This window comes from Candidatus Pelagibacter sp. HIMB1509, from assembly GCF_052047855.1.
GTDB lineage: Bacteria > Pseudomonadota > Alphaproteobacteria > Pelagibacterales > Pelagibacteraceae > Pelagibacter.
The window spans coordinates 1,402,234-1,424,097 of record NZ_JBNAIU010000001.1 but is presented as its reverse complement, the minus strand read 5'-3'; the positions used below and the strand labels follow the sequence as shown (position 1 = coordinate 1,424,097).

Below are 21,864 nucleotides of genomic sequence, written 5' to 3'. Positions count from 1 at the left end.
ATTTTGTACAAGAAAATTAAATAATACTACCACTGGTTATAGAAACATTATTACTAATATTGGATCAAAAGAAAAATATATAGATGTAAAAAAAATATATATCGTAAAACTAATAACATTTATTACTAAACCATTGATTATATATTTAATAAATTTTTTATTTATAAAAAATTCAAAATTAACTTTATTCATTAGAATTATTTATTGATCCATTTAAATAAATTTCTTTTAAATTAAGAGGATTGTAGTTTTTGTATTCACTTTCAATCTTTTCTATAAGTATTTTTTTTATTTCTAATTTTAACTTTTTTTCTTCAATAATTTCTGGATATTTTTCAAGTGCATCTAATGCAACATCATGTAAATCATAGCAATCAAGTAATGATACTAATTTTAATATTTGTTCTTTTGATAGAGAATTATAATTTTCAACAGGGTCTAAAAAAAATAGCATATCAGACATTACTATTTGTCCTTTTTCAGAGTTAACATGCTCATTTCCCTCATATATTTTTCTGTATTTATGATTTCTAGCCACTTGTCTAAGGGCCTTTAAATTTGATTGATCAAATAACCTATACCCAAAATTATTTAAAAAATTATATACTTCACCAAATGAATTAATTCCATCTCCTATGGAATTATTCGCTTCAATTAAAATACCTAAAATTTCTTTATTTTTAAATTTATTTTCAAAATCTTTTAAAACAATCATGTCTCTTCCATCTATGTCAGATTTAACAAAATCTATTTTTTTTTTTTCAAAATATAAATCTAAGTTTATTTCATCTACAATTTTAAAATCATTTATCTTATCTTCTCTTTCATGTGCGGAGGGGTTTATTGTGTCATGAGTTAAATTACATACAGAGGTTGCATTGAAAGAAGTTTTAAATGAAGGATTAAAATTTTTAGATACGATTTTTTTTTTTAAAATGATTTCATTATTTTTTTTTTTATAGTTTTGTGTTTCATTTGTTGAATCAATCCCGTAGAACAATGATTTTGTAGTAAAATATTGCTCAATTCTATATTCAAAACTGGGATAAAAACCAATATCTAAAAAGTTTAATTGAATATCTCTAGATGAAGAGAGTTTTATCCATATATTTTTTTTTCTTATTTCTGAAGAAGTTAAATTAAAAATTTTTCTTGTAGTTTGTTTATATAATTTTTCTAAAATATTATGGAATTTATTTAAGAAAATTTTTTTTAAATTCTTCATTGATTTTTTTCAATTTTTATAATTTTTCCTTCATTCATGTAAAGTATATGAGTACAATTTGCTTTTAAAGTTTCAAAATTATGACTTGCAATAATTGTGGCTTCAGTATTTGAAATTTTATTATTCATGGAGTTTGACACATATTCCCTCATATTTTTATCAGCGGTAGAAAGCCACTCATCCATTAATATTATTTTGCTGTTTATTTGTTCCAAACAGGCAAAACTTATTCTAAATCTCATACCTGAAGAATAAACTTTTACAGGTTTAAAAAAAAACTCGTTTATATTTGCAATTTCTTTTATCGATTGAATTTTTTTATCAATTAAATTTTCTTCAATGTTTTTTAATTTTAAAAAAAGTTTTACATTTTCATATCCTGTAGCTTCATCTAATAAATTAAATTGAGAACTAGACATGAGTTCAGGTTCATACTTAGTAAATACTGTACCACTGTTAGGTTTTAAGATTTTCCCAATAACTTTTAATAAAGTAGATTTACCTGCTCCGTTCGGACCATATAATCCCACTACACTTTTTTTTTCAATAGAGAGATTTATATCTTTCAATGCATAAAATTCTTCATCTTTTGGTAGATGCAAATTTTTTTTATCATTTGGAATAAATGATTTCGTTTTATAAGATAGACTTAAATTTTTTAGTTCTATAATTCTCATAGAAAATTTTTTAAATTGTATATAAATTTTTTAGTAATTATTGAGGCAATTGAAAAATTAATTATTGTAAAAATAATACATAAGATAAAATAAATGAAATAATCTAAATCAATTTCACTATTTAACATTGGAAAATTATATATTTTAAAAAAATAATATAGTGGATTAATCTTGATTATCGCTGATCCTGTTTTACCAAGAATATCCTCAGACCAAATTATTGGTGTAAAATAAAATGTTAATAGTAAAATTAAGTTTGTATAATTATCAAAATCTCTAATTTTTAGTGATAAAATAGATATAGATATTGAGGCAAATAAAACATTTACAAAAATTAAAACAAGCGCAGTTAAAGTTAACAAAATGTTTATTAAAAAAACATTTTCTATAATTATGAATATTAACACAATAGGAAAAGATAAAACCAATACTTTAAAGAAAATTAATAAGTTCTTAATATTAAAAATAAAAAAACCTATATTATTATTCAATAAAAAATTATTATTACTTCTGTAAATATCACAACTATTTGAAAGTGTATTTGATATGAAGCCCCATAAAAAAAAATTTAATATTAGATAAAATAAATAATTTCCTTCTTTAAAAAAGCCTTTGTTAAAAATAACACTTAATACGAAAATTGTAGCTAGATTGAAAATTATATTCCATAAATAACCAATATTATAAGTATTTCTTTTTTTTATTGTATTCTCTAGTTTTACTAATTCTAAAATAAAAGATCTTCTTTTACTCAAAGTTTCTATTAATTGATTAAGAATAATCATTTATAAATTTATAGTTTTTAAACATTTATCTCCAAAACCCCAACTGTCATTATCATTAATAAATTTATTTTTTTCTCTATTTATTATAAAATTTTGTAATTCTTTATCATCTACATAATTTATATTATTTTCTTTTAATCTTATAAATAAATTATCAGTACCAGGGTTATAACCAGAACCAATAGAGTGATTTATGTGAAAAATTTTCTGTTTTAAAGTTATAAATTTAATTTTTTCAAAATATGCATTCCAGATAAAAATACTATCAATATGCCAAGAATATCCATCATATTCATAATAACCCTTTAAATTAAACCAACTTTTTTTATCTAAAAGTGTAAAATCTCCGCAAGCATTAGTATGAAGTTTTTTAGATGTTAATGCAAAAGTTATATAGAATAGGTAATATAAAAAAGTTAGAATAAGATTTAAAAAATTATTATTCACTAACTTAATTAATTTAAAAAAATTAACTTTTATAGGTATAAATATTCTTTTCTTAAGTTTTTCAAAGGAGGGTTCATTTAAATTAATTTTTTTGATATTAAATTTTCTTTTATATTTATGAAATAAAATAATTAATAAATTCAATATATAAAAACTCTTTTTATCTTTAATATTATTTATTAAACTTGATACAGTAGGATATATAAAATATTTCTTATTTTTTTTTATATTATGTGAAAAATTTTGTAAATTAATACAAGTTAATTTTTCAATATAATTTTCATCTTTAAGTTCTAAATTATTAAAATCATCAAAGTCAATGTCATACCTATTACATCTATAAATTACCTTTTTTTTTAAATTTTCTTTAGCAAGAAACGCAAACATTTGATCAGAGAATATTATATCTATATTTGTACATAGGATAAATTCTCCATCAGATCTTCTAATACCAACATTTTTTGCAGCCATTTGATAAAAATTTAATTTATCTGAACTCTCAAAAGTGTTGTGTAATTTTTTATCAACAGTAATTATTTTAATTCTTTTAAAACTTTCATTATCATTAATTTTTATTACATCTTTTAATGGCCTCTCTTTTAAGTCTGGGTTCCATTCTACAATAATAAGTTCAGCATTTAATTTGAATTCTTTTATTTTTTTTAACCATAAATCTACAAAAAATTGATTTTTTTGCTTCATGTTTTCACCATGATTATCGTTTCTTGTTGCAACAATAAAACTAATATAATATTTATTCATCGCTTATGAGCATTTTAGTAATTGGACTAGGAAAATTAGGATATCCTATGGCTGAGTTTCTATCATCATCGCAACTTAATATAAAGGCTTATGATATAGATAAAAACTTAATTAACAAATTAAAAAGAGGTATAAACCCTATTCCAAATGAAAAAGCAATTGAATCTTATATAAATAACGGAAATAAAATAAATTTTTTTAGCGATCTAAGAAAGGCATTTGAAAATACTGAAATTTGTTTTATTACAGTTCCTACTCCAAGCTTAAAAAATAAATCATTCGACAATAAATACATTTTAAGATCTCTTAGTATAATTGCAAAATTAATTAAAAAAAGAAATGCTGATCAACAAAATCCATATATTATTAATATTAATTCTACAGTTTCACCAGGATCTATAAATAATACTATAATTCCTTTTTTGGAAGGCAAAGGATTAATCAATAACATTGATTTTGCTATTATTTACAATCCTTACTTTGTGGCATTAGGAGACGTTGTAAGAGGTTTGGAGAGTCCTGATTTGGTTTTAATTGGCTGTGAAAATAAATTTGCGAAGAGATTTATTTTAGAAATATATGAGAAGATTTATAAATCTAAAGATTATAATTTTTTAAACTTTTTAGAGGCCGAAGCGACCAAACTTTTAATAAATAGTTTTCTAACATTGAAAATTTCATTTTCTAATATGGTAAAAAATTCTTTTAATGATGAAAAAAGAGTTAATGTTGGAAAAATTTTAAATGTCGTAGGTAAAGATAGTAGAATTGGTTTTAAATACATAAAATCAGGAGGTCCTTATTCTGGTCCTTGTTTACCAAGAGACACACTTGCTTTGAAAGCATTTTCTAAAAATAATAAATATAATAATTTATTAGCTGATGCTGCGCACAAAACTAATTTATTATCATTAAATTATCTTAAAAAGGATCTAGAATTAATCAAATTTACAGAAAAAAAATCAATTGTTTTTGCTGGAATTGGTTATAAATCTAACACACCATCTTTAGAAGAGACCTTTATATTACCTTTAATTGATCATTTGAAGAAAAAGAATTTAAAAGTTTTTTATTTTGATGAGTATATTGATACAAAAATAAAGGGTGTAAAAAAAATTCAAATGAAAGATATTGAAAAATATTCTAATTTAGTATTTCTATCTTATACAGATAGTAAATTTAATTATTTTTCAAAAAAGAATAATATTAACGTAATTGATATTTGGTCTCAGATAGAAGGTGAAAATATATTTTTGAGTTTGAGTGACCTAATTTACAAAAAAAAATTTAAATGAAAAAAGCATTAATATTTGGAATAACTGGTCAAGATGGAGCATATCTTGCTAAATATTTAATTAAAAAAAAATATGTTGTTCATGGTGTAATCAGAAGATCTTCTTCATTTAATACTTCAAGATTAGATGACATTTATGAAGAACCATTTAAAAAAAATAAAAAACTAATACTTCATTATGGTGATGTGATTGACAGCTCCTCAGTTTTTAAACTAATAGAAGCAATAATGCCTGATGAAATTTACAATTTGGCAGCACAATCTCATGTAGCAGTATCTTTTGAAATACCAGAATACACTTCAAATGTTGATGGAATTGGAACTTTAAGAATTTTAGAAGTAATAAAGTCATTTTTAAAAAGAAAAAAAATTAAATTCTACCAAGCAGGAACATCAGAGATGTTTGGTGGGGTACAAAATATTCAGGATGAGAATACTAAATTTGATCCTAAAAGTCCTTATGCAGCTAGCAAAGTTTTTGCTCATTCAATTACCAAAATATATAGAGATGCTTATGGTATTTTTGCAGCAAATGGAATTTTATTCAACCATGAAAGCCCTTTGAGGGGAGAAACTTTTGTAACTAAAAAAATTGTTAAAGCTTTAACAAAAATTAAATTAGGAAAACAAAAGTGTTTGTACTTAGGAAATTTGTATTCAAAACGTGATTGGGGTCACGCCAAAGATTATGTAGCAGCGATGTGGAAAATTTTACAAGCTAAAAAAGCTGATGATTTTGTAATTGCTACAAATAGACAGTTTTCAATTAAACAATTTATTAATTTAGTTGCTAAAGAATTAAAACTCAAATTAAATTGGAGAGGTAAAGGTATAAATGAAATAGGTTTTACCTCAGAAGGCAAGGTTGTTATTAAAATTTCAAAAAAATATTTTAGACCTCTAGATGTAAATAATCTGCAAGGTAATTATTCAAAAGCAAAAAAAATACTTAAATGGAAACCTGAAACTAGTTTAGCTCAACTAATTAAAGAAATGGTTAATTTTGAGTTAAAAAATAATGATTAAAAAAAATAGTAAAATATTTATTGCAGGTCACAATGGTCATCTTGGTTCAGCGATTTATCGAATATTATATAAAAATGGATATAAAAATATTTTAACAGTTGATAAAAAAAAAATTAATTTGTTAAATCAAACAAAAGTTTTTAATTTTATTAAAAAAAATAAACCAAATTTAGTAATTATTGCTGCTGCAAAAGTAGGAGGTATTTATGCAAATAATAAATACAGAGGAAAGTTTATTTATGAAAATTTGCAAATTCAAAATAATTTAATTCATGGCGCTTATTTAAGTGGAGTAAAAAATTTAATTTTTTTTGGCTCAAGTTGCATTTATCCAGAAGGTATTACAAAACCTATTTCAGAAAAATTATTATTATCTGGAACGCTTGAATATACAAACGAGCCTTACGCGATTGCTAAAATTGCAGGTATTAAATTATGTGAAAGTTATAATATTGAATATAAAACAAATTATAAGTGTCTAATGCCTTGCAATTCATATGGACCAAAAGATAACTATCATAATAAAAATTCCCACTTTTTTGCAGCACTTATTAAGAAAATATTATATGCAAAAAAAGATAAAAAAAAATATATTGAGATTTGGGGAAGTGGTAAACCTAAAAGAGAAATTATCTATGTTGATGATATTGCTATGGCATGTCTATACTTTATGAAAAAAAAAACAAAAGAAACACTCATCAACATTGGTTCTGGTAAAGATTACTCAATAGAAACTTACGCCAAAAAAATTATGAAACATTTAAATGTAAAATTTAAAATTAAAAAAAACAAAAAAATGCCAGATGGTATAAAAAGAAAACTATTAAATATTAATTTAGCTAAGTCTTATGGCTGGAGACCAACAATTGGTTTTAAGGAGGGATTAGATTTAACAATAAAAGATTTTAAAAAAAGTTTTATCTAATTATGAAATTATCAATAATTGTTCCATGTTATAATGAGCAAGGAACTATAAAAGAAATATTAGATAAAATCCAAAATTTAAAACTATCTGTGACTAAAGAAATCATTATTGTAGATGACAATTCAAATGATGGCACTGAAGAAATTTTAAAAAATTATAAAAAAATTCAAAATATAAAAATTTTAAGGCATCTTAGAAATGAAGGAAAAGGATCAGCTGTAAAAACTGCAAAAAAGTATGTTACTGGGGAAATAATTATTATTCAAGATGCTGATCTAGAGTATGATCCAAACGATTTTAGTAAATTAATAAAACCAATTTTAGATAAAAAATTTAAAGTAGTATATGGATCAAGAGTATTAAATCAAAAAAGATACAATGCCAAGGGATTTACATCTAAATTACGTGTTTTTGGAAATCATTTTCTTACTATAATCTCAAATATATTAAATAAACAAAAACTTACAGATGCTCATACTTGTTACAAAGTTTTTGATAAAGAAGTTTTTGATAAAATTAATCTTGAAGAAAAAGATTTTGCATTTTGCCCTGAAGTAACAACGAAAATATCTAAATTGGGTTATGAAATCGAAGAGGTGCCAATTAATTATAATGGAAGAAGTTATGAGGAAGGCAAGAAAATTAGGTTTGTAGATGCCTATAGGGCTTTAAAAACACTTATTAAGTATAGATAAAAAACATCTTGATAAGGAAATATTTAATTGTATAACGACTTGCCTGGTGATTATTGCGAAAGTGTAATACCCGATTCCATTCCGAACTCGGAAGTCAAGCCTTTCAGCGCCAATGGTACTTTGTCTTAAGACATGGAAGAGTAGGACATTGCCAGGCTTTTCAACTATGCATATATTTATCACTGGAGTTGCTGGTTTTCTTGGATCAAATCTTGCAGATTATTATTTAAAAAAAGGTTTTAAAGTTTCAGGTAATGATAACTTAGTAGGTGGAGATTTAAAAAATGTTGACAACAGAATTAACTTTTTCAAAATTGATTGTGAAAATCTAGAAGAATTAACTAAAGCAATGAAGGGCGCAGACGTTGTTTGTCATGCTGCTGCTTACGCTCATGAAGGCCTTTCCTCATTCTCACCCACTTTAATTTGTTCTAACAATGTTACAGGTTCAACATCTGTGTTCACAGCAGCAATAAAAAATAAAGTTAAAAGAATTGTATTCTGTTCATCAATGGCTAGATATGGAAATATTAAACCACCTTTTAAAGAAACTGATTTGGTAAATCCTGTAGATCCTTATGGAGTCTCCAAGGTTGCTGCGGAAAATATTTTGAGTATATTAAGTAAAACGCATGGTGTAGAATATAATATAGCTGTACCTCACAATATAATTGGTCCAAAACAAAAATTTAACGACCCTTTTAGAAATGTCGCTTCAATTATGATAAATCTAATTTTACAAAATAGACAACCTATTATTTATGGTGACGGTAATCAAAAAAGATCATTTTCTGATGTAGATGACTGTATTTTTTGTTTAGACAAAATGCTATTTGATAAAAATATAAAATCCGAGGTAATAAATATTGGTCCCGATGAAGATTTTATGACCATAAATGAATTGTATGAAATTATTTCAAACAAAATGAAATTTAATAAAAGTGCAATTTATAAACCAGATAGACCAAATGAGGTAAAATACGCTAATTGTTCATCTGATAAAGCTAGGAAACTTTTAAATTTTCATACTTCAGTAAATATAGATGCATCTTTAGATAAATTAATAAGTTTTATTTCTAAAAATGGACCAAGTGATTTTGAGTATAATTATGAATTAGAGATTATTAGTGATAAAACTCCTGAAACTTGGAGTAAAAAATTATTTTGATTTAGCTTATATTTGGTATATGTAAAGGTCATGAAAATTAAAAGTTCTTTAAAATCCATCAAGAAAAGAGACTTAAACTCTAAATTGGTTAGAAGAAGAGGAAGAGTTTACGTAATAAATAAAACCAATCCAAAGTTTAAAGCAAGACAAAAGTAATTTTATGGATAATGAAAACCATAAAAATACTTGGAATAACTTTACAAAATTTGTTTTGTGGGGAACTGTCGCAGTAATCTCAGTTTTAGTTTTAATGGCAATATTTCTTTTATAGTATTTTAATTTATTTTTATAATGAATTTAGCTTCAATTTCAGAAAACCATAATATTGAGAAACGAATTGCGATTACCCCAGAAATTGCAAAAAAATATATTAGTTTAGGATTTAATTTAACTTTACCAAATAAATATGGAACTTACTTAGGTTTTAGAGATGAAGACTATAAAAATTTAGGAGTTAATTTTTCAGATAATGAAGAAGAAATAATTAAAAATTCTGAGATTGTTATTCAATTAGGATTACCTGTTGAGGAAAAATTATCATTTTTTAAGGAAAATCAAACTTTAATTGGCTCATTAAACTCTTTTGTAAATAAAGAAAAATTAGAGAATTTAAAGTCAAAGAAAATAAATTGTTTTTCTTTGGAGTTGCTACCAAGAATTACAAGAGCGCAATCAATGGATATTTTATCATCACAAGCAAACCTAGCTGGTTACAAAGCAGTAGTAGAGGCTTTTCAGGTTTATGAGAGAGCAATTCCAATGATGATGACTGCAGCGGGAACAATTCCTGCAGCAAAAGTATTAGTAGTTGGAGCTGGAGTTGCTGGATTACAAGCTATTGCAACTGCAAAAAGAATGGGAGCAGTAGTATTTGCAACAGATGTAAGGATGGCCTCAAAAGAACAAGTTGAGAGTTTAGGAGGAAAATTTCTTACAGTTGAAGGATCTGAGAATTTAGAAACAGACGGTGGTTATGCAAAAGAAGCGTCAGATGAATTTAAAAAGAAACAAGAAGAACTGCTTTCAGAAACATTAAAAAAAATTGATATAATAATATGTACTGCTTTAATCCCAGGTAGAGATGCTCCAAAGATAATCAAAGAGGAAATGTTTAAAAATTTACAATCAGGATCAGTAATTTATGACTTAGCAGCAGTTCAAGGAGGAAATACTGTATTTACTGAGGTTGATAAAATTATTGAAAAAAATGGTGTTAAAATTTTAGGTGAGGCAAATATATTAAACAAATTACCTGTATCAGCTTCTAATTTGTATGCTAAAAATGTATTTAATTTTATCTCTAATTTATATGATAAAGAAAATAAGAAACTAAATATTAATTTAGAAGATGAAATAATAGAGAAAACACTTATTAAATAATATTATGGAAATAGATCCCTTCATATTCAGATTAAGCATATTTATATTATCAATATTTGTTGGTTACTATGTTGTGTGGAGTGTAACACCTTCTTTGCATACTCCATTAATGTCAGTTACGAATGCAATTTCCTCAGTAATTATTGTGGGAGCAATAATTGCAGCTTTGTCTGGAAGTGATGGGGTAGTTTTTTCATCATCTAGTATTTATGGATTTTTTGCAATTATTTTAGCAGCAGTTAATATTTTTGGTGGATTTTTAGTCACGCAAAGAATGTTAGAAATGTATAAAAAAAAGAAAAAGGATAAATAGTTAATGTCTGCAAATCTATCTGCAATTTTATATTTAGTATCTGGGGTATTGTTTATCTTAGCTTTAAGAGGATTATCATCTCCAGAAACCTCAAGACAAGGAAACTTATTTGGAATAATAGGAATGGTCATTGCTGTAACAGTCACATTTCTCTCTGTCGGAAATTTTTCATCAGGATTTATTTATGTTCTAATATTTTTAGCAATTGGCGGAGGTATTGGCGCATTTATAGCATATCGAATACCAATGACCGCAATGCCAGAATTGGTTGCCGGCTTTCACAGTTTAGTTGGACTAGCGGCGGTATTTGTTGCAATCTCAGCATTTATAAATCCTGCAGCTTTTAATCTTGGAACACCTGGAAATATTAAGCTTGCAAGCTTAATTGAAATGGCAATAGGATCAGCTGTTGGTGCAATCACTTTTTCTGGTTCTGTTATAGCGTTTTTAAAATTACAAGGAATAATGTCAGGTGCTCCTATAACCTTTAAAGGTCAGCACTTATTAAACGCTTTATTGTTAATATTGATTGTAATATTAACAATTTATCTTTGTTCGACACAATCATCTAATCTATTTTGGATATTAATTGCAGTTTCTTTTTTAATAGGATTTTTAATCATAATTCCTATAGGTGGTGCAGATATGCCAGTTGTAATCTCAATGTTAAATTCTTATTCTGGTTGGGCTGCAGCAGGAATAGGATTTACTTTAGAAAATACAGCTTTAATTATTACAGGTGCTTTAGTTGGATCATCTGGCGCAATACTCTCTTATATAATGTGTAAAGGAATGAACAGATCATTCTTTAACGTAATATTAGGTGGTTTTGGTGCTACCGACCAAACAACTGGAGGTCAAAGTAAAGAACAAAGACCAGTAAAAAGTGGCAATGCAGATGATGCAGCTTTTTTAATGAAAAATGCTTCTTCAGTTATAATTGTTCCAGGATATGGAATGGCAGTTGCGCAAGCTCAACATGCCCTTAGAGAGATGGTAGATACGTTAAAGAAAAATGATATTAAGGTTTCATATGCTATCCATCCAGTTGCAGGACGAATGCCTGGACACATGAATGTATTGTTGGCAGAAGCAAATGTGCCATACGATGAAGTATTCGAATTAGAGGAGATTAATAACGATTTTGCAAACGCAGATGTTGCATTTGTAATTGGTGCAAATGACGTTACTAATCCTGTAGCAAAAACAGACCCACAAAGCCCAATTTATGGAATGCCAGTTTTAGATGTGGAAAAATGTAAGTCAGTATTGTTTGTTAAAAGAAGTTTATCCCCAGGATATGCAGGAATTGATAACGATTTATTTTATAAAGAAAATACATTGATGTTATTTGCAGACGCAAAAAAAATGACTGAAGATATTACTAAGAATTTATAGATTTAATGAATACAAAAATTTTTTGTGATATTGCAGATTTATCTTCAATTAAAAAATTTAATAAGAAACAAATTGTAAAAGGGTTTACAACAAATCCAAGCTTAATGAGAAAAGCTGGAGCAAAAGATTACAAATCATACTCTAAACAAATACTTAAAGTTTGTAAAAATAAACCAATTTCATTTGAAGTGTTTGCTGATGATCAAAAATCTATGATTGAACAAGGAAAGGAAATAAATACTTGGGGAAAAAATGTATACGTCAAAGTTCCAGTAGTTAATTCAAAAAATAAATTTTCAGGTAAAGTTATTAAAGAGCTAAATAGTAAAAATATTAAGTTAAATATAACAGCGGTATACACGGCCAAACAAACTTTAAAAATACTTAAAGTGATAAATAAAAAAACAAATGTAATTATATCTATTTTTGCCGGCAGAGCAGGAGATACTGGCAAAGATCCAATTCCAGAATTTGTTAAAAGTATAAAATTAGCAAAGAAATTTAATAATGTAGAAATTTTATGGGCTAGTGTGAGAGAACCGTATAATTTTTTGCAAGCTAAACAATTGGGATGTCATATAATTACTATCCCACCAACTTTAATTGAAAAAATTGAAAAGTTCGGTAAGTCTTTTAATCAGCTTACTGTTGAAACAGTCAAAGCATTTCTAATCGATAGCAAAAAATCTAATTTTAAATTATAGATAAATTGGTTGCGGGGGACGGATTTGAACCGCCGACCTTCAGGTTATGAGCCTGACGAGCTACCAGACTGCTCCACCCCGCGATATATTTAAATTCTATTCTTGAGTTTATTTAACTTTTTAACTCTTTTAATGTTTTCTTGAAGAATTCTTTTTTTCTTTTCAGAAGGTTTTTCGTATGTGTTTTTTAATTTAATAACTTTAAAGAAACCGTCTCTTTGCAGTTTTCTTTTTAATACCCTTAATGCTTGTTCAACATTATTATCTTTAACTTCTATTTTAATAACTACCTCCAAAAAAGTGGTTTGTTATCACTTTTATTAATTTATGTCTATTAGTTTTGCTCATTATATGCTTGTTTGACTAACTTTATTTCGTTTTTCTTTTTCTTTTTTCTCTCTTTTAATTCTTCTTTCAGCTTTCTCTATTGCGTCTATCAGATCTTTTTGAGAAAATAAATTTAATGCTACAGGATCTTTTGGGTTAAGATTATTGTAGTTCCAGTAACTTTTATTTCTTATTGAAGTTACAGAATTTTTTGTAATTCCAACCAATTTAGCTATTTGTGAGTCTTTTAAAATATTATGTTGCCTGATAAGCCATAAAGCAGAATCTGGTTTATCTTGTCTTTTTGAAAGAGGGATATATTTTTTTATTTTCTTTTCATCATTTGAAATCTCAATATCACTACTTTTGATTTGTAGCGGTCTATTCTCATCTTTAGATGATAATTCTATTTCCTCTCTTGAAAGTTGTCCTGAAATAATTGGGTTATAAGCTTTAATTCCTTTCGCAACCTCTCCATCTGCTATACCTTGTATCTCTACTTCGTGTAGTTTGCAGAAATCTGCAATCTGTTTAAATGTTAAAGTTGTATTTTCTACTAACCAAACGGCAGTAGCCATTGGCATTAGAGGTGCATTTGACATTTAATTTTTCTTTTCTGATTTAAAGTTTTGAAATTTTTTATTAAATTTACTTATTCGACCTTTATCCATTAATTTCTGTTTTCCACCCGTCCAAGCAGCGTGTGATTTTGGATCAATTTCAAGTTTAAGTAAATCACCTTCTGCACCCCAAGTTGATTTTGTTTCAAATTGTGTGCCGTCAGTCATTTCTACTTTAATAGTATGATAGTTTGGATGAATATTTTTTTTCATGCGGAGACTTATAGCAAAAGAAATTTTTAAAACAATTAAAAGTTAACTAATTTTTCAAGCATTTTATCGTTAATTGCACTACTTGAAGCTCGGATATCAATATTTTTCATATCAAACTTGTTAATTTCGTTAACTATTCCACCAGCCTCTTCAACCATTAAAGCACCAGCCGCCACATCCCAAATATTAATTTTATTATGAAAAAAACCATCGAGTCTTCCAGAGGATACATATGCAAGATCAAGCGCCGCACATCCACTACATCTCATATTTAGATCACTAAATTTTGTACCTTCATGGTTACTTGAAAATAAACAATCTTCAATAGAATTTTTTTTTGACACTCTTAGTCTTTGATTATTTAGATATGCTCCCTTGTTTTTTTCAGAAAAAAACATTTCATCTTTTATTGGATCAAAAATTAATCCACTTATAATTTCGTTGTTAGACATGTGAGCAATACAAATAGCAAAGTGCGGAATTCCATGAAGAAAATTAGTAGTCCCATCTATTGGATCTATAATCCAAAAATTTTCTTTGTCCTTATTATTTATCTTGCCAGTTTCCTCTGTAATGAATGAGTAATTTTTTTTTGATTTAGATAATTCTTCAATTAAAATTTTTTCAACATTTTTATCTGTTTTTGTAACAAAATCGTAAGGGCCTTTTTTGGAAACTTGTAATTTTTCCACTTCACCAAAATCTCTGATCACAGATTTAGACGCTTTTTCAGCAGCCTTTATCATTAAATTAAGATTTGATGATATTGATATCATTTTAAATTTTTTTAATGTATTCTAAATTTCGAGTATCAACAATTACCTCGTCTCCTGCCTCTATAAATGGTGGAACTTGAATATTTAAACCATTATCTAAGGTTGCAGGTTTATAAGATGAAGATACAGTTTGACCTTTTAATGCTGCATCAGTAGTTTCTATTTTACACTGTACCTGATTTGGTAGTTCAACTGAAATTGGATTTTCATTATAAAAACTTACAGATACTTCAAGATTTTCAGTTAATAATTTACCTTGTTCTCCAATAATTTCTTTTTTAATTTCAATTTGTTCAAAAGTTTTTGGTTCCATAAAAAAATAATTGGCATCATCTTCATACATATAATTATATTTATTCTCATCTAGTGATGCTTTTTCTACAGTTTCACTAGATCTAAATCTTTCATTTAGTTTGGTATTTTTACCAACACTTTTCATTTCAACTTGTGCAAACGCACCACCTTTTCCAGGTTTTACATGTTGTGTTTTTAGAACTTGCCAAAGATCATTTTTATATTCTAAAAGCATCCCAACTCTAATTTCACTTGCATTTATTTTCATATTAAACTTTCTATAGCTTCTGCAGGTTTGTATTTTTTATTATTCCAAATATAGCCTGAGATAGCTAAAAAATTTGCATTGTTCAATAAAAGTTTTTTATAGTTCTCATTTGTTATTCCACCAATAGCCACGATAGGAATATTTGTTAATTTCTTTACTTTATTCAAAGTTTCTATGTTAGCACTGTATTTAGTTTTTTTTGTTTTTGTTGGAAAAAAAGCACCAAATGCAATGTAATTAGCTTTATTTTTAATTGCCTCTTTTGCAAGTTTAATTGAGTTGTGACATGTTATTCCAATAATTTTATTTCCAATTATTTTTTTGGCCTCTTTAATATTCATATCTTTTTGCCCCAAATGACATCCATCAGCGTTTAATTTTTTTGCAAGAATTGGGTTATCATTAACAATAAATTTTACTCTATTATTTTTACATAGTTGTTTAATTTTTTTTCCTATCAAAATTTTTTTCTTAAAAGAGTATTTTTTAAACCTCATTTGAAAAAAACTAATTTTATCTGATTTTAATACTTTGTTTAGATTTTGGTAAAAATTTTTCTCAATTTTATTTGGAGAGATAAGATAGATAAATTTTTTTTTATTTATTCTCAAGATCGCTTGCCCATTTGCCTTGAGCAGCTAAAGTACACATTCTTGCTCTATGGTTAAATACATGCTGTGTTTCGGTGATTTTAGTTGTATCTTTAGACCAAAATTTAAGAGCACTTTGTTGTAAAGCTCTACCATATGAATAGGTCATTATAAAATTTGTACTATTGTTTTTGCTAATTAAATTTAGATTTTCTGTTGCTTCTATTTCGGATTGACCTCCAGACAAGAAAGCAATTCCTGGTACTTCTGTAGGTACTGAATTTTTAAGACATTCAAGTGTTTTGACTGAAACTTCTTCATTAGAGATTTTGTTTTTTGAATTACTTCCAGCTAAAATCATATTTGGTTTTAATATGATCCCTGATAAATCAATTTTATGCATAATTAATTCATCAAAACATTTTTTTATAACTTCTGAAGTTTTTTTCAAACACTCATCAGCTGAATGGTCACCATCCATTAAAACTTCTGGTTCCACTATAGGAACCATTTCACATTCTTGAACTAAAGCGGCATATCTTGCAAGTGCATGAGCATTAGAATGAATTGCAAGTTTGCTAGGATAGTCATTGCTTATCGAATAAACACCTCTCCATTTTGTAAATCTTGCACCAAGCTCATAGTATTTTTTTAATCTTTCCCTAAGCCCGTCTAGCCCTTCTGTAATTTTTTCCTCTGGAGAGTTTGCTAAATTTTTTGCACCTGTATCTACTTTAATTCCAGGTACTGCTCCACAAGCAGAGATTAATTCAGGAATCGATTTACCTAAATTTGAAATTTGGTTTATTGTTTCATCGTATAAGATCACACCACCGATACAATCTTTCATACTTTCTGAACTAAAAAGAGTTTCTCTAAAAGCGAGTCTGTTTTTTGGTGTAGATTCAACATTAACAGCTTCAAGTCTTTTTGTCATAGTTCCGTTACTTTCATCCGCCGCAAGTATTCCTTTGCCATTTGAAAGTATTTTAAGAGCTATTTTATTTAGTTCTGACATATCAATTTAAAGCGCTTATACCAGGAAGTTCTTTTCCTTCAAGATATTCCAAAAATGCTCCACCTGCAGTTGAAACAAAATTAAAGTCTTTAACAGCATTTAAAGAATTAATTAATGAAACGGTATCTCCTCCACCTACAACAGAGTAAATTTTATGTTCTTTATTTTTTTCAACTATTTTTTTTGCAATTGCATTACTTCCATTAGCAAAATTAGGATTTTCAAAATATCCAGCAGGACCGTTCCATAATATGGTGTTTGTATTATCAATAATATTACATATACTTTCAACAGTCTTTGGACCTATATCCAAAATCATTTCATCTAATTTAATTTGATTCAATTCTTTAACTTTAGGGTGACCATTTAAATCATTGGCCACCACCACATCTTCTGGAAAAATTAATTTACAATTTTTTTCTTTTGAATATGAAAGTATTTCATTAACTACAGAATTAACATTTTCTTCCTTAAGAGATTTTCCTATATTGTATCCATTGTGTTCAATTAAGTTATTCGCCATTGCACCCACAATTACTATGTTATCAAATTTTGGAATTAGATTTTTAATAATATTAATTTTTGTAGAAATTTTAGATCCTCCAATTATGCATGTAACAGGTTTAGTTATGCTAGTTGTAATTTTTTTTAATGCATTAATCTCTAAATCTAATTGTAATCCTGAAAAAGATGGTAAAAATTTTGAAATTTCACAAACAGATGCGTGCGCTCTATGTGAACATGAAAAAGCATCATTTACATAAATTTCACCTAAGCTTGCTAAATGTTTTGCAAAATTAGTATCATTTTTTTCCTCATCTGAATAAAATCTAATATTTTCAATTAATAAAATTTTTTCATTATAATTATCAAGCATATCTTTTTTTATCTCATAAATATTTTTTTCAATAAGTTTTATTTTTTTATTTAATTTTTTTTCTATATCTTTTTGAATTGGTTTTAACGAAAGATCTTTAATTACTTTTCCTTTAGGTCGACCAACGTGAGATAAGATAACTATTTTTGAATTTTGCTCTAATAAAAATTCGATTGTTGGAAGAACTTTATCAATCCTTGTTGTATCAGTTATCTCACCATTGTTAAGAGGGACATTTAAATCCAGTCTTAAAATAACTTTTTTACCTTGAAGGTTGGTTAGTTTAGAAACACTTTGCATTAAGAATTTTGATGAATAAATTCTGCAATATCACACATACGATTTGAAAAACCCCATTCATTATCATACCAGGCTGAAATTTTGCCCATATTGTCTCCAACAACATTGGTAAGAGATCCATCAACAATCGCAGATGCAGGGTTATGATTAAAATCTATTGATACTAACTTTTCATGAGTGATTTCTAATACATTTTTAAGATTATTTTTTGATGCTAATTCAAATGATTTATTTATATTTTCTTTATTGATATTTTTTTTTGTACAGAAAACTAATTCTACAAGTGAAACATTTGGGGTAGGTACTCTCATTGCAACTCCCTCTAATTTTCCTTTCAAGCTAGGAATTATTTCGCCAATTGCTTTTGATGCACCAGTAGATGTTGGGACAATTGATTGACTTGCTGATCTCGCTCTTCTTGGGTCTTTATGAGAATTATCTAGAATTCTTTGATCACTTGTAAATGCATGGATAGTGGTCATAAACCCTTTTTCAATTTCAAAATTTTCATTAAGTGTATGTATAACTGGAGCCAAACAGTTTGTGGTGCATGATGCGGCTGAGATTATTTGATCCTTACTGGTTATATCTTTTTCATTCACACCAAATACTATTGTTTTATCTGCATTTTTACATGGGGCAGATACTATTACTTTTTTTGCTCCATTTTTTATATGAGCTAAAAGTTTTTCTTTAGAATTAAACTTTCCTGTACATTCAAAAACATAATCAACATCAAATTTTTTCCAGTCTATATTTTCAATATTAGACTCCTGTGAAAATGTGATTTTTTCACTATTTATTATTAAGTGACTTTCGTCAAAATCTAAATCAGCATTAAATTTACCATGAATTGAATCATATTTTATCAGTGTACAACTAGTCTCAGAATTTGATCTATTATTTATGTGTTGAATTTTTATATTTTTGTTTTCGTTTTCAATTATTGATCGAACTACCATTCGTCCAATTCTACCCATTCCATTAATTCCAACTTTAATTGTCATAATTAATTTTTAATTAAATTTTTTGATTTGTTGGTTATATTTTCTTTTGTTAGCCCAAAATATTTATATATTTCTTTAAACGGAGCACTTTTACCAAATTCATTAATTCCAAAATTTTTTCCATTTTCTCCAACATACTTTTTCCAACAATCACTAGAGCCAGCTTCTATAGAGATTTTATTTTTGGTTTCATTTAGTATTTTATTTTTATAAGTTTTACTTTGTTTATCAAAAAGCTCCATACAAGGTACTGAAATAACTTTAGAATAAATTTTATCTTTGGCAAGTTTATGACTCGCTTCGATTGCAAGATTTACTTCTGAACCACTTGCCAAAATTGTTAATTTAATTTTCTTATTTGTTCTAAGCACTTCATAAGCACCAAGTGAGCATTTATTATTTGAGGAATATTTTTTTCTGATTGGATCTAAATTTTGTCTTGTTAGAGACAATACACTTGGAGTTTTTGCAGTTTTTAATGCATGTTCCCAGCATTCAATTGTTTCAATTCTGTCTGCAGGTCTAAATACATTTAGGTTCGGAATAGATCTTAAACCAGACAATTGCTCAATTGGTTGATGTGTCGGCCCATCTTCACCTAAGCCAATTGAATCATGTGTCATTACATAAATAACTCTTTGTTGCATTAGAGCTGATAATCTTATTGATGGTTTACAGTAATCAGAAAATATTAAAAAAGTTCCACCATAAGGAATAAAATTACTGTGGAGTGAGATTCCATTCATTATCCCGCTCATCGCATGTTCCCTGACACCATAGTGAATATAATTTCCATCAAAATTTCCTGGTGTAATAATTTTATGTTTTTTTGTTTTTGTATTATTTGATCCAGTTAAATCTGCAGAGCCACCAATAAGATTATTATTTGCATTGGTTAATGCACTTAAAGTTAGCTCAGAACATTTTCTTGTTGCTAAGCTTTTAGGTTCTTTAATTGCAAGTTTTTTTTCTGAATTTAAAATATTTTTAAAGTTATTATTATTTTTGATTAGATTTAATTTTTTACTTTGTTTTTTTATTAATTTGTTCCATTTTTTTTCAATTAACTGACCCTTGCCTCCTATAGCTCTCCATTCTTTCAATAACTTATTTGGAACCTCAAAAGGTTTATATTTCCACTTAAGTACTTTTCTTACTAATTTAATTTCATCTAATCCCAAAGGACTACCATGTGAAGACGACTTGCCAGATTTATTTGGAGATCCATATCCAATTTTTGTTTTACAAGAAATTACTGTTGGTTTTTTTGCATTTTGAACTTTTTTTAAAGCTCTATAAATTTGATTTTCATTATGACCATCAATTAATATGTAATCCCATCCATAGCTTTCAAATCTTTTTTTAAAATTGTCTGATACTGCAAGACTTGTTGGACCATCTATCGAAATATTATTATTATCAAAAAGCATCACCAAATTTTTTAATTTTAAGTGACCAGCTAAACTCATTGCCTCGTGACTAATACCTTCCATCAAGCAACCATCGCCAGCAAGAACATAAGTTTTATGATTAATAAGATTTTTACCTAATTTTTTTTTGAGCACTTCTTCAGCTATTGCAAATCCAACTGCATTCGCTATTCCTTGTCCAAGTGGCCCAGTGGTTGTTTCAATTCCAGATTTTGGATGATACTCTGGATGACCTGCGCAAATAGAGTTTAGTTGTCTAAACTTTTTTATCGAATTCAACGAAATACTTTTATAACCAGTTAAATATAACAATGAATAAAGAAGCATTGAACCATGCCCGGCTGATAAAACAAATCTATCTCTATTTATCCAATTTGGATTTTGCGGATTGAATTTTAAAAAATGCCTAAAAAGTACCGTTGCAACGTCCGCCATGCCCATTGGCATCCCAGGGTGACCAGAATTAGCTTTTTGAACTGCATCAATAGATAAAAATCTGATACAATTTGCTAAATCGTTATGTATTTTACTCAAAATTATCCTGACTAGACTAAGAAGATTCTATTTAATATTATAAGTATATATATATGAATTCTATAAACGAAAAAGAAAAAAAACTTAATCTAGCTTTAGAGGAATTAAAAAATTTAGATCTAACTAATCCGGTTTTGGAAAATAATATTGAAAATCTTAACTTGCAAAAAAATCAATTAGAGATTGAAAAAAATGAGTTAGAAAAAAAATATAAAGAGCTAATAGATAAGAACGAAATTTTGTCTAAAAGATTAGATGAGTTCAGAAGTAAAGAAAAGGCGGAAGAAAGAAAACAAATAGAGTTTTCAGAGAAAATTGATGAATTAAATCAAGAAACAGATACTTTGTTGGAAGAGATTGATAAATGGCAAATGTAAGTATTAAATTTAATAATAAAGAGTTTCTACTATCTTGTGATGATGGACAAGAGGAACATCTAGAGGAATTGTTAATTCAAATAAATCAAAAATTTAATCATTTAAAAAATGATCTTGGTAATTTAGGAGAGAATAAACTTTTATTAATTACAGCAGTTAAAATAATGGATGAATACTACGAAACAAAAAAGAAAGTTGAACAAAAGAAACAAGAATTAAAAGATTTATCAAATAAATTTAAAGAATTAAAAACTCTAATTTATGAATATAAAGATAAAAAAGAGGATGAAATAAAAGAGTTAAATTTAAATCATGAAAAATTAAAAATCGAGATTGAAACTAATCAAAAAAAATATGAAGATTTAATTGATACTGCTGCAGAGAAAATTTCAAGTTTTGTCGAAAAAGCAAAACAAGAAAATTTATCTCAATAA

The 21,864-nt window shown here is 26.9% G+C and carries 28 protein-coding genes, 1 tRNA gene and 1 rRNA gene; 15 read left to right on the top strand and 15 right to left on the bottom strand.

The features are described from left to right. The coding region (locus ACTTBO_RS07680) for a hypothetical protein (protein ID WP_440657122.1) at positions 1 to 208 on the top strand (208 nt) is incomplete at its 5' end. Here ACTTBO_RS07680 and ACTTBO_RS07675 read toward each other — a convergent pair. The 4 genes from ACTTBO_RS07675 to ACTTBO_RS07660 are packed head-to-tail and all read right to left on the bottom strand — an operon-like array spanning position 185 to position 3,896. Continuing rightward, positions 185 to 1,225, bottom strand: coding sequence for an FkbM family methyltransferase (locus ACTTBO_RS07675; protein WP_440657121.1), 1,041 nt, complete (start codon positions 1,223 to 1,225; stop codon positions 185 to 187). The two genes, ACTTBO_RS07680 and ACTTBO_RS07675, sit on opposite strands and share 24 nt — an antisense overlap. Continuing rightward, complete coding sequence (locus tag ACTTBO_RS07670) at positions 1,222 to 1,902, bottom strand: ATP-binding cassette domain-containing protein (protein WP_440657120.1); 681 nt, start codon at positions 1,900 to 1,902, stop codon at positions 1,222 to 1,224. Before ACTTBO_RS07670 ends, ACTTBO_RS07675 begins: the two co-directional genes overlap by 4 nt. Continuing rightward, a complete protein-coding gene (locus tag ACTTBO_RS07665; RefSeq protein ID WP_440657119.1) occupies positions 1,899 to 2,687 on the bottom strand; it encodes an ABC transporter permease in 789 nt (262 codons plus the stop codon). Before ACTTBO_RS07665 ends, ACTTBO_RS07670 begins: the two co-directional genes overlap by 4 nt. Beyond that, the gene (locus ACTTBO_RS07660) at positions 2,688 to 3,896 is read right to left on the bottom strand and encodes a hypothetical protein (protein WP_440657118.1); all 1,209 of its coding nucleotides are present in this window, start codon (positions 3,894 to 3,896) and stop codon (positions 2,688 to 2,690) included. It abuts the gene before it with no gap. A 5-nt stretch (positions 3,897 to 3,901) separates the two neighbouring features. Between ACTTBO_RS07660 and ACTTBO_RS07655 the strand changes: the two genes are divergently transcribed. From ACTTBO_RS07655 to ACTTBO_RS07600, 12 genes are all read left to right on the top strand, one after another. Further along, complete coding sequence (locus ACTTBO_RS07655) at positions 3,902 to 5,191, top strand: nucleotide sugar dehydrogenase (protein WP_440657117.1); 1,290 nt, start codon at positions 3,902 to 3,904, stop codon at positions 5,189 to 5,191. Next, on the top strand, positions 5,188 to 6,216 hold the full coding sequence (gmd, locus tag ACTTBO_RS07650; protein ID WP_440657116.1) for a GDP-mannose 4,6-dehydratase: 1,029 nt from the start codon (positions 5,188 to 5,190) through the stop codon (positions 6,214 to 6,216). Before ACTTBO_RS07655 ends, gmd begins: the two co-directional genes overlap by 4 nt. Next, positions 6,209 to 7,141: an NAD-dependent epimerase/dehydratase family protein gene (locus ACTTBO_RS07645; protein WP_440657115.1), complete on the top strand. Its 933-nt coding sequence runs from the start codon at positions 6,209 to 6,211 to the stop codon at positions 7,139 to 7,141. Before gmd ends, ACTTBO_RS07645 begins: the two co-directional genes overlap by 8 nt. A gap of 2 nt (positions 7,142 to 7,143) precedes the next feature. After that, positions 7,144 to 7,836 carry a glycosyltransferase family 2 protein gene (locus ACTTBO_RS07640; RefSeq protein WP_440657114.1) on the top strand — a complete coding sequence of 231 codons (693 nt, stop codon included), beginning with the start codon at positions 7,144 to 7,146 and terminating at the stop codon, positions 7,834 to 7,836. Positions 7,837 to 7,878: 42 nt separating this feature from the next. Further along, a 5S ribosomal RNA gene (rrf, locus tag ACTTBO_RS07635) occupies positions 7,879 to 7,993 on the top strand. Further along, complete coding sequence (locus ACTTBO_RS07630; protein WP_440657113.1) at positions 7,985 to 9,004, top strand: NAD-dependent epimerase/dehydratase family protein; 1,020 nt, start codon at positions 7,985 to 7,987, stop codon at positions 9,002 to 9,004. Before rrf ends, ACTTBO_RS07630 begins: the two co-directional genes overlap by 9 nt. A 30-nt stretch (positions 9,005 to 9,034) precedes the next feature. After that, complete coding sequence (gene ykgO / locus ACTTBO_RS07625) at positions 9,035 to 9,160, top strand: type B 50S ribosomal protein L36 (RefSeq protein WP_008545413.1); 126 nt, start codon at positions 9,035 to 9,037, stop codon at positions 9,158 to 9,160. Between the two features lie 4 nt (positions 9,161 to 9,164). Beyond that, complete coding sequence (locus ACTTBO_RS07620) at positions 9,165 to 9,275, top strand: aa3-type cytochrome c oxidase subunit IV (RefSeq protein WP_075484395.1); 111 nt, start codon at positions 9,165 to 9,167, stop codon at positions 9,273 to 9,275. A 20-nt stretch (positions 9,276 to 9,295) separates the two neighbouring features. Next, entirely contained in the window at positions 9,296 to 10,384 is a 1,089-nt protein-coding gene (locus ACTTBO_RS07615; RefSeq protein ID WP_440657112.1) for an NAD(P) transhydrogenase subunit alpha, read from the top strand. A gap of 4 nt (positions 10,385 to 10,388) precedes the next feature. Next, positions 10,389 to 10,697 carry a proton-translocating transhydrogenase family protein gene (locus ACTTBO_RS07610; RefSeq protein WP_440657111.1) on the top strand — a complete coding sequence of 103 codons (309 nt, stop codon included), beginning with the start codon at positions 10,389 to 10,391 and terminating at the stop codon, positions 10,695 to 10,697. A gap of 3 nt (positions 10,698 to 10,700) precedes the next feature. Continuing rightward, complete coding sequence (locus ACTTBO_RS07605; protein ID WP_440657110.1) at positions 10,701 to 12,095, top strand: NAD(P)(+) transhydrogenase (Re/Si-specific) subunit beta; 1,395 nt, start codon at positions 10,701 to 10,703, stop codon at positions 12,093 to 12,095. Between the two features lie 5 nt (positions 12,096 to 12,100). Beyond that, entirely contained in the window at positions 12,101 to 12,799 is a 699-nt protein-coding gene (locus ACTTBO_RS07600; protein ID WP_440657109.1) for a transaldolase family protein, read from the top strand. A gap of 6 nt (positions 12,800 to 12,805) precedes the next feature. On the opposite strand, the gene ACTTBO_RS07595 is transcribed toward ACTTBO_RS07600, so the two are convergent. From ACTTBO_RS07595 to tkt, 11 genes are all read right to left on the bottom strand, one after another. Then, positions 12,806 to 12,882 (bottom strand) — tRNA-Met (locus ACTTBO_RS07595). A 6-nt stretch (positions 12,883 to 12,888) separates the two neighbouring features. Then, a complete protein-coding gene (rpsU, locus tag ACTTBO_RS07590; protein ID WP_075484443.1) occupies positions 12,889 to 13,083 on the bottom strand; it encodes a 30S ribosomal protein S21 in 195 nt (64 codons plus the stop codon). 63 nt (positions 13,084 to 13,146) lie between these two features. Next, positions 13,147 to 13,728, bottom strand: coding sequence for a cell cycle transcriptional regulator TrcR (locus ACTTBO_RS07585; protein ID WP_440657108.1), 582 nt, complete (start codon positions 13,726 to 13,728; stop codon positions 13,147 to 13,149). Further along, positions 13,729 to 13,959 (bottom strand): 50S ribosomal protein L31, encoded by a 231-nt coding sequence (rpmE, locus tag ACTTBO_RS07580; protein ID WP_075506043.1) that lies wholly within the window; start codon positions 13,957 to 13,959, stop codon positions 13,729 to 13,731. Between the two features lie 35 nt (positions 13,960 to 13,994). After that, positions 13,995 to 14,735 (bottom strand): inositol monophosphatase family protein, encoded by a 741-nt coding sequence (locus tag ACTTBO_RS07575; RefSeq protein ID WP_440657107.1) that lies wholly within the window; start codon positions 14,733 to 14,735, stop codon positions 13,995 to 13,997. A 1-nt stretch (position 14,736) separates the two neighbouring features. After that, on the bottom strand, positions 14,737 to 15,297 hold the full coding sequence (gene efp, locus ACTTBO_RS07570) for an elongation factor P (protein ID WP_440657106.1): 561 nt from the start codon (positions 15,295 to 15,297) through the stop codon (positions 14,737 to 14,739). After that, entirely contained in the window at positions 15,294 to 15,908 is a 615-nt protein-coding gene (gene thiE / locus ACTTBO_RS07565) for a thiamine phosphate synthase (protein ID WP_440657105.1), read from the bottom strand. Before thiE ends, efp begins: the two co-directional genes overlap by 4 nt. Beyond that, positions 15,895 to 16,905: a class I fructose-bisphosphate aldolase gene (locus ACTTBO_RS07560; RefSeq protein WP_440657104.1), complete on the bottom strand. Its 1,011-nt coding sequence runs from the start codon at positions 16,903 to 16,905 to the stop codon at positions 15,895 to 15,897. The genes thiE and ACTTBO_RS07560 overlap by 14 nt, the downstream gene beginning before the upstream one ends. A 1-nt stretch (position 16,906) precedes the next feature. Further along, on the bottom strand, positions 16,907 to 18,082 hold the full coding sequence (locus ACTTBO_RS07555) for a phosphoglycerate kinase (RefSeq protein ID WP_440657103.1): 1,176 nt from the start codon (positions 18,080 to 18,082) through the stop codon (positions 16,907 to 16,909). Beyond that, complete coding sequence (gene gap / locus ACTTBO_RS07550; protein WP_440657102.1) at positions 18,082 to 19,089, bottom strand: type I glyceraldehyde-3-phosphate dehydrogenase; 1,008 nt, start codon at positions 19,087 to 19,089, stop codon at positions 18,082 to 18,084. Before gap ends, ACTTBO_RS07555 begins: the two co-directional genes overlap by 1 nt. Before the next feature lie 2 nt (positions 19,090 to 19,091). Further along, positions 19,092 to 21,053, bottom strand: a complete 1,962-nt coding sequence (gene tkt, locus ACTTBO_RS07545; RefSeq protein ID WP_440657101.1) for a transketolase — start codon at positions 21,051 to 21,053, stop codon at positions 19,092 to 19,094. A 53-nt stretch (positions 21,054 to 21,106) separates the two neighbouring features. Here tkt and ACTTBO_RS07540 point away from each other — a divergent pair, with 53 nt between their 5' ends. Together ACTTBO_RS07540 and ACTTBO_RS07535 are read left to right on the top strand one after the other, a co-directional pair. Next, a complete protein-coding gene (locus ACTTBO_RS07540; RefSeq protein WP_440657100.1) occupies positions 21,107 to 21,430 on the top strand; it encodes a 5-formyltetrahydrofolate cyclo-ligase in 324 nt (107 codons plus the stop codon). Next, entirely contained in the window at positions 21,418 to 21,864 is a 447-nt protein-coding gene (locus ACTTBO_RS07535; protein ID WP_440618064.1) for a cell division protein ZapA, read from the top strand. The genes ACTTBO_RS07540 and ACTTBO_RS07535 overlap by 13 nt, the downstream gene beginning before the upstream one ends.

Coding starts and splice junctions, on each gene's coding strand:
- ACTTBO_RS07670 (WP_440657120.1), bottom strand. CDS start 1,902: ATGAGAATTATAGAACTAAAAAATTTAAGTCTATCTTATAAAACGAAA.
- gmd (WP_440657116.1), top strand. CDS start 5,188: ATGAAAAAAGCATTAATATTTGGAATAACTGGTCAAGATGGAGCATAT.
- ACTTBO_RS07655 (WP_440657117.1), top strand. CDS start 3,902: ATGAGCATTTTAGTAATTGGACTAGGAAAATTAGGATATCCTATGGCT.
- ykgO (WP_008545413.1), top strand. CDS start 9,035: ATGAAAATTAAAAGTTCTTTAAAATCCATCAAGAAAAGAGACTTAAAC.
- ACTTBO_RS07560 (WP_440657104.1), bottom strand. CDS start 16,905: ATGTCAGAACTAAATAAAATAGCTCTTAAAATACTTTCAAATGGCAAA.
- ACTTBO_RS07575 (WP_440657107.1), bottom strand. CDS start 14,735: ATGATATCAATATCATCAAATCTTAATTTAATGATAAAGGCTGCTGAA.
- ACTTBO_RS07585 (WP_440657108.1), bottom strand. CDS start 13,728: ATGTCAAATGCACCTCTAATGCCAATGGCTACTGCCGTTTGGTTAGTA.
- ACTTBO_RS07540 (WP_440657100.1), top strand. CDS start 21,107: ATGAATTCTATAAACGAAAAAGAAAAAAAACTTAATCTAGCTTTAGAG.
- ACTTBO_RS07640 (WP_440657114.1), top strand. CDS start 7,144: ATGAAATTATCAATAATTGTTCCATGTTATAATGAGCAAGGAACTATA.
- ACTTBO_RS07645 (WP_440657115.1), top strand. CDS start 6,209: ATGATTAAAAAAAATAGTAAAATATTTATTGCAGGTCACAATGGTCAT.
- ACTTBO_RS07600 (WP_440657109.1), top strand. CDS start 12,101: ATGAATACAAAAATTTTTTGTGATATTGCAGATTTATCTTCAATTAAA.
- rpmE (WP_075506043.1), bottom strand. CDS start 13,959: ATGAAAAAAAATATTCATCCAAACTATCATACTATTAAAGTAGAAATG.
- ACTTBO_RS07665 (WP_440657119.1), bottom strand. CDS start 2,687: ATGATTATTCTTAATCAATTAATAGAAACTTTGAGTAAAAGAAGATCT.
- ACTTBO_RS07675 (WP_440657121.1), bottom strand. CDS start 1,225: ATGAAGAATTTAAAAAAAATTTTCTTAAATAAATTCCATAATATTTTA.
- ACTTBO_RS07605 (WP_440657110.1), top strand. CDS start 10,701: ATGTCTGCAAATCTATCTGCAATTTTATATTTAGTATCTGGGGTATTG.
- ACTTBO_RS07555 (WP_440657103.1), bottom strand. CDS start 18,082: ATGCAAAGTGTTTCTAAACTAACCAACCTTCAAGGTAAAAAAGTTATT.
- gap (WP_440657102.1), bottom strand. CDS start 19,089: ATGACAATTAAAGTTGGAATTAATGGAATGGGTAGAATTGGACGAATG.
- efp (WP_440657106.1), bottom strand. CDS start 15,297: ATGAAAATAAATGCAAGTGAAATTAGAGTTGGGATGCTTTTAGAATAT.
- ACTTBO_RS07660 (WP_440657118.1), bottom strand. CDS start 3,896: ATGAATAAATATTATATTAGTTTTATTGTTGCAACAAGAAACGATAAT.
- ACTTBO_RS07535 (WP_440618064.1), top strand. CDS start 21,418: ATGGCAAATGTAAGTATTAAATTTAATAATAAAGAGTTTCTACTATCT.
- ACTTBO_RS07620 (WP_075484395.1), top strand. CDS start 9,165: ATGGATAATGAAAACCATAAAAATACTTGGAATAACTTTACAAAATTT.
- ACTTBO_RS07615 (WP_440657112.1), top strand. CDS start 9,296: ATGAATTTAGCTTCAATTTCAGAAAACCATAATATTGAGAAACGAATT.
- ACTTBO_RS07610 (WP_440657111.1), top strand. CDS start 10,389: ATGGAAATAGATCCCTTCATATTCAGATTAAGCATATTTATATTATCA.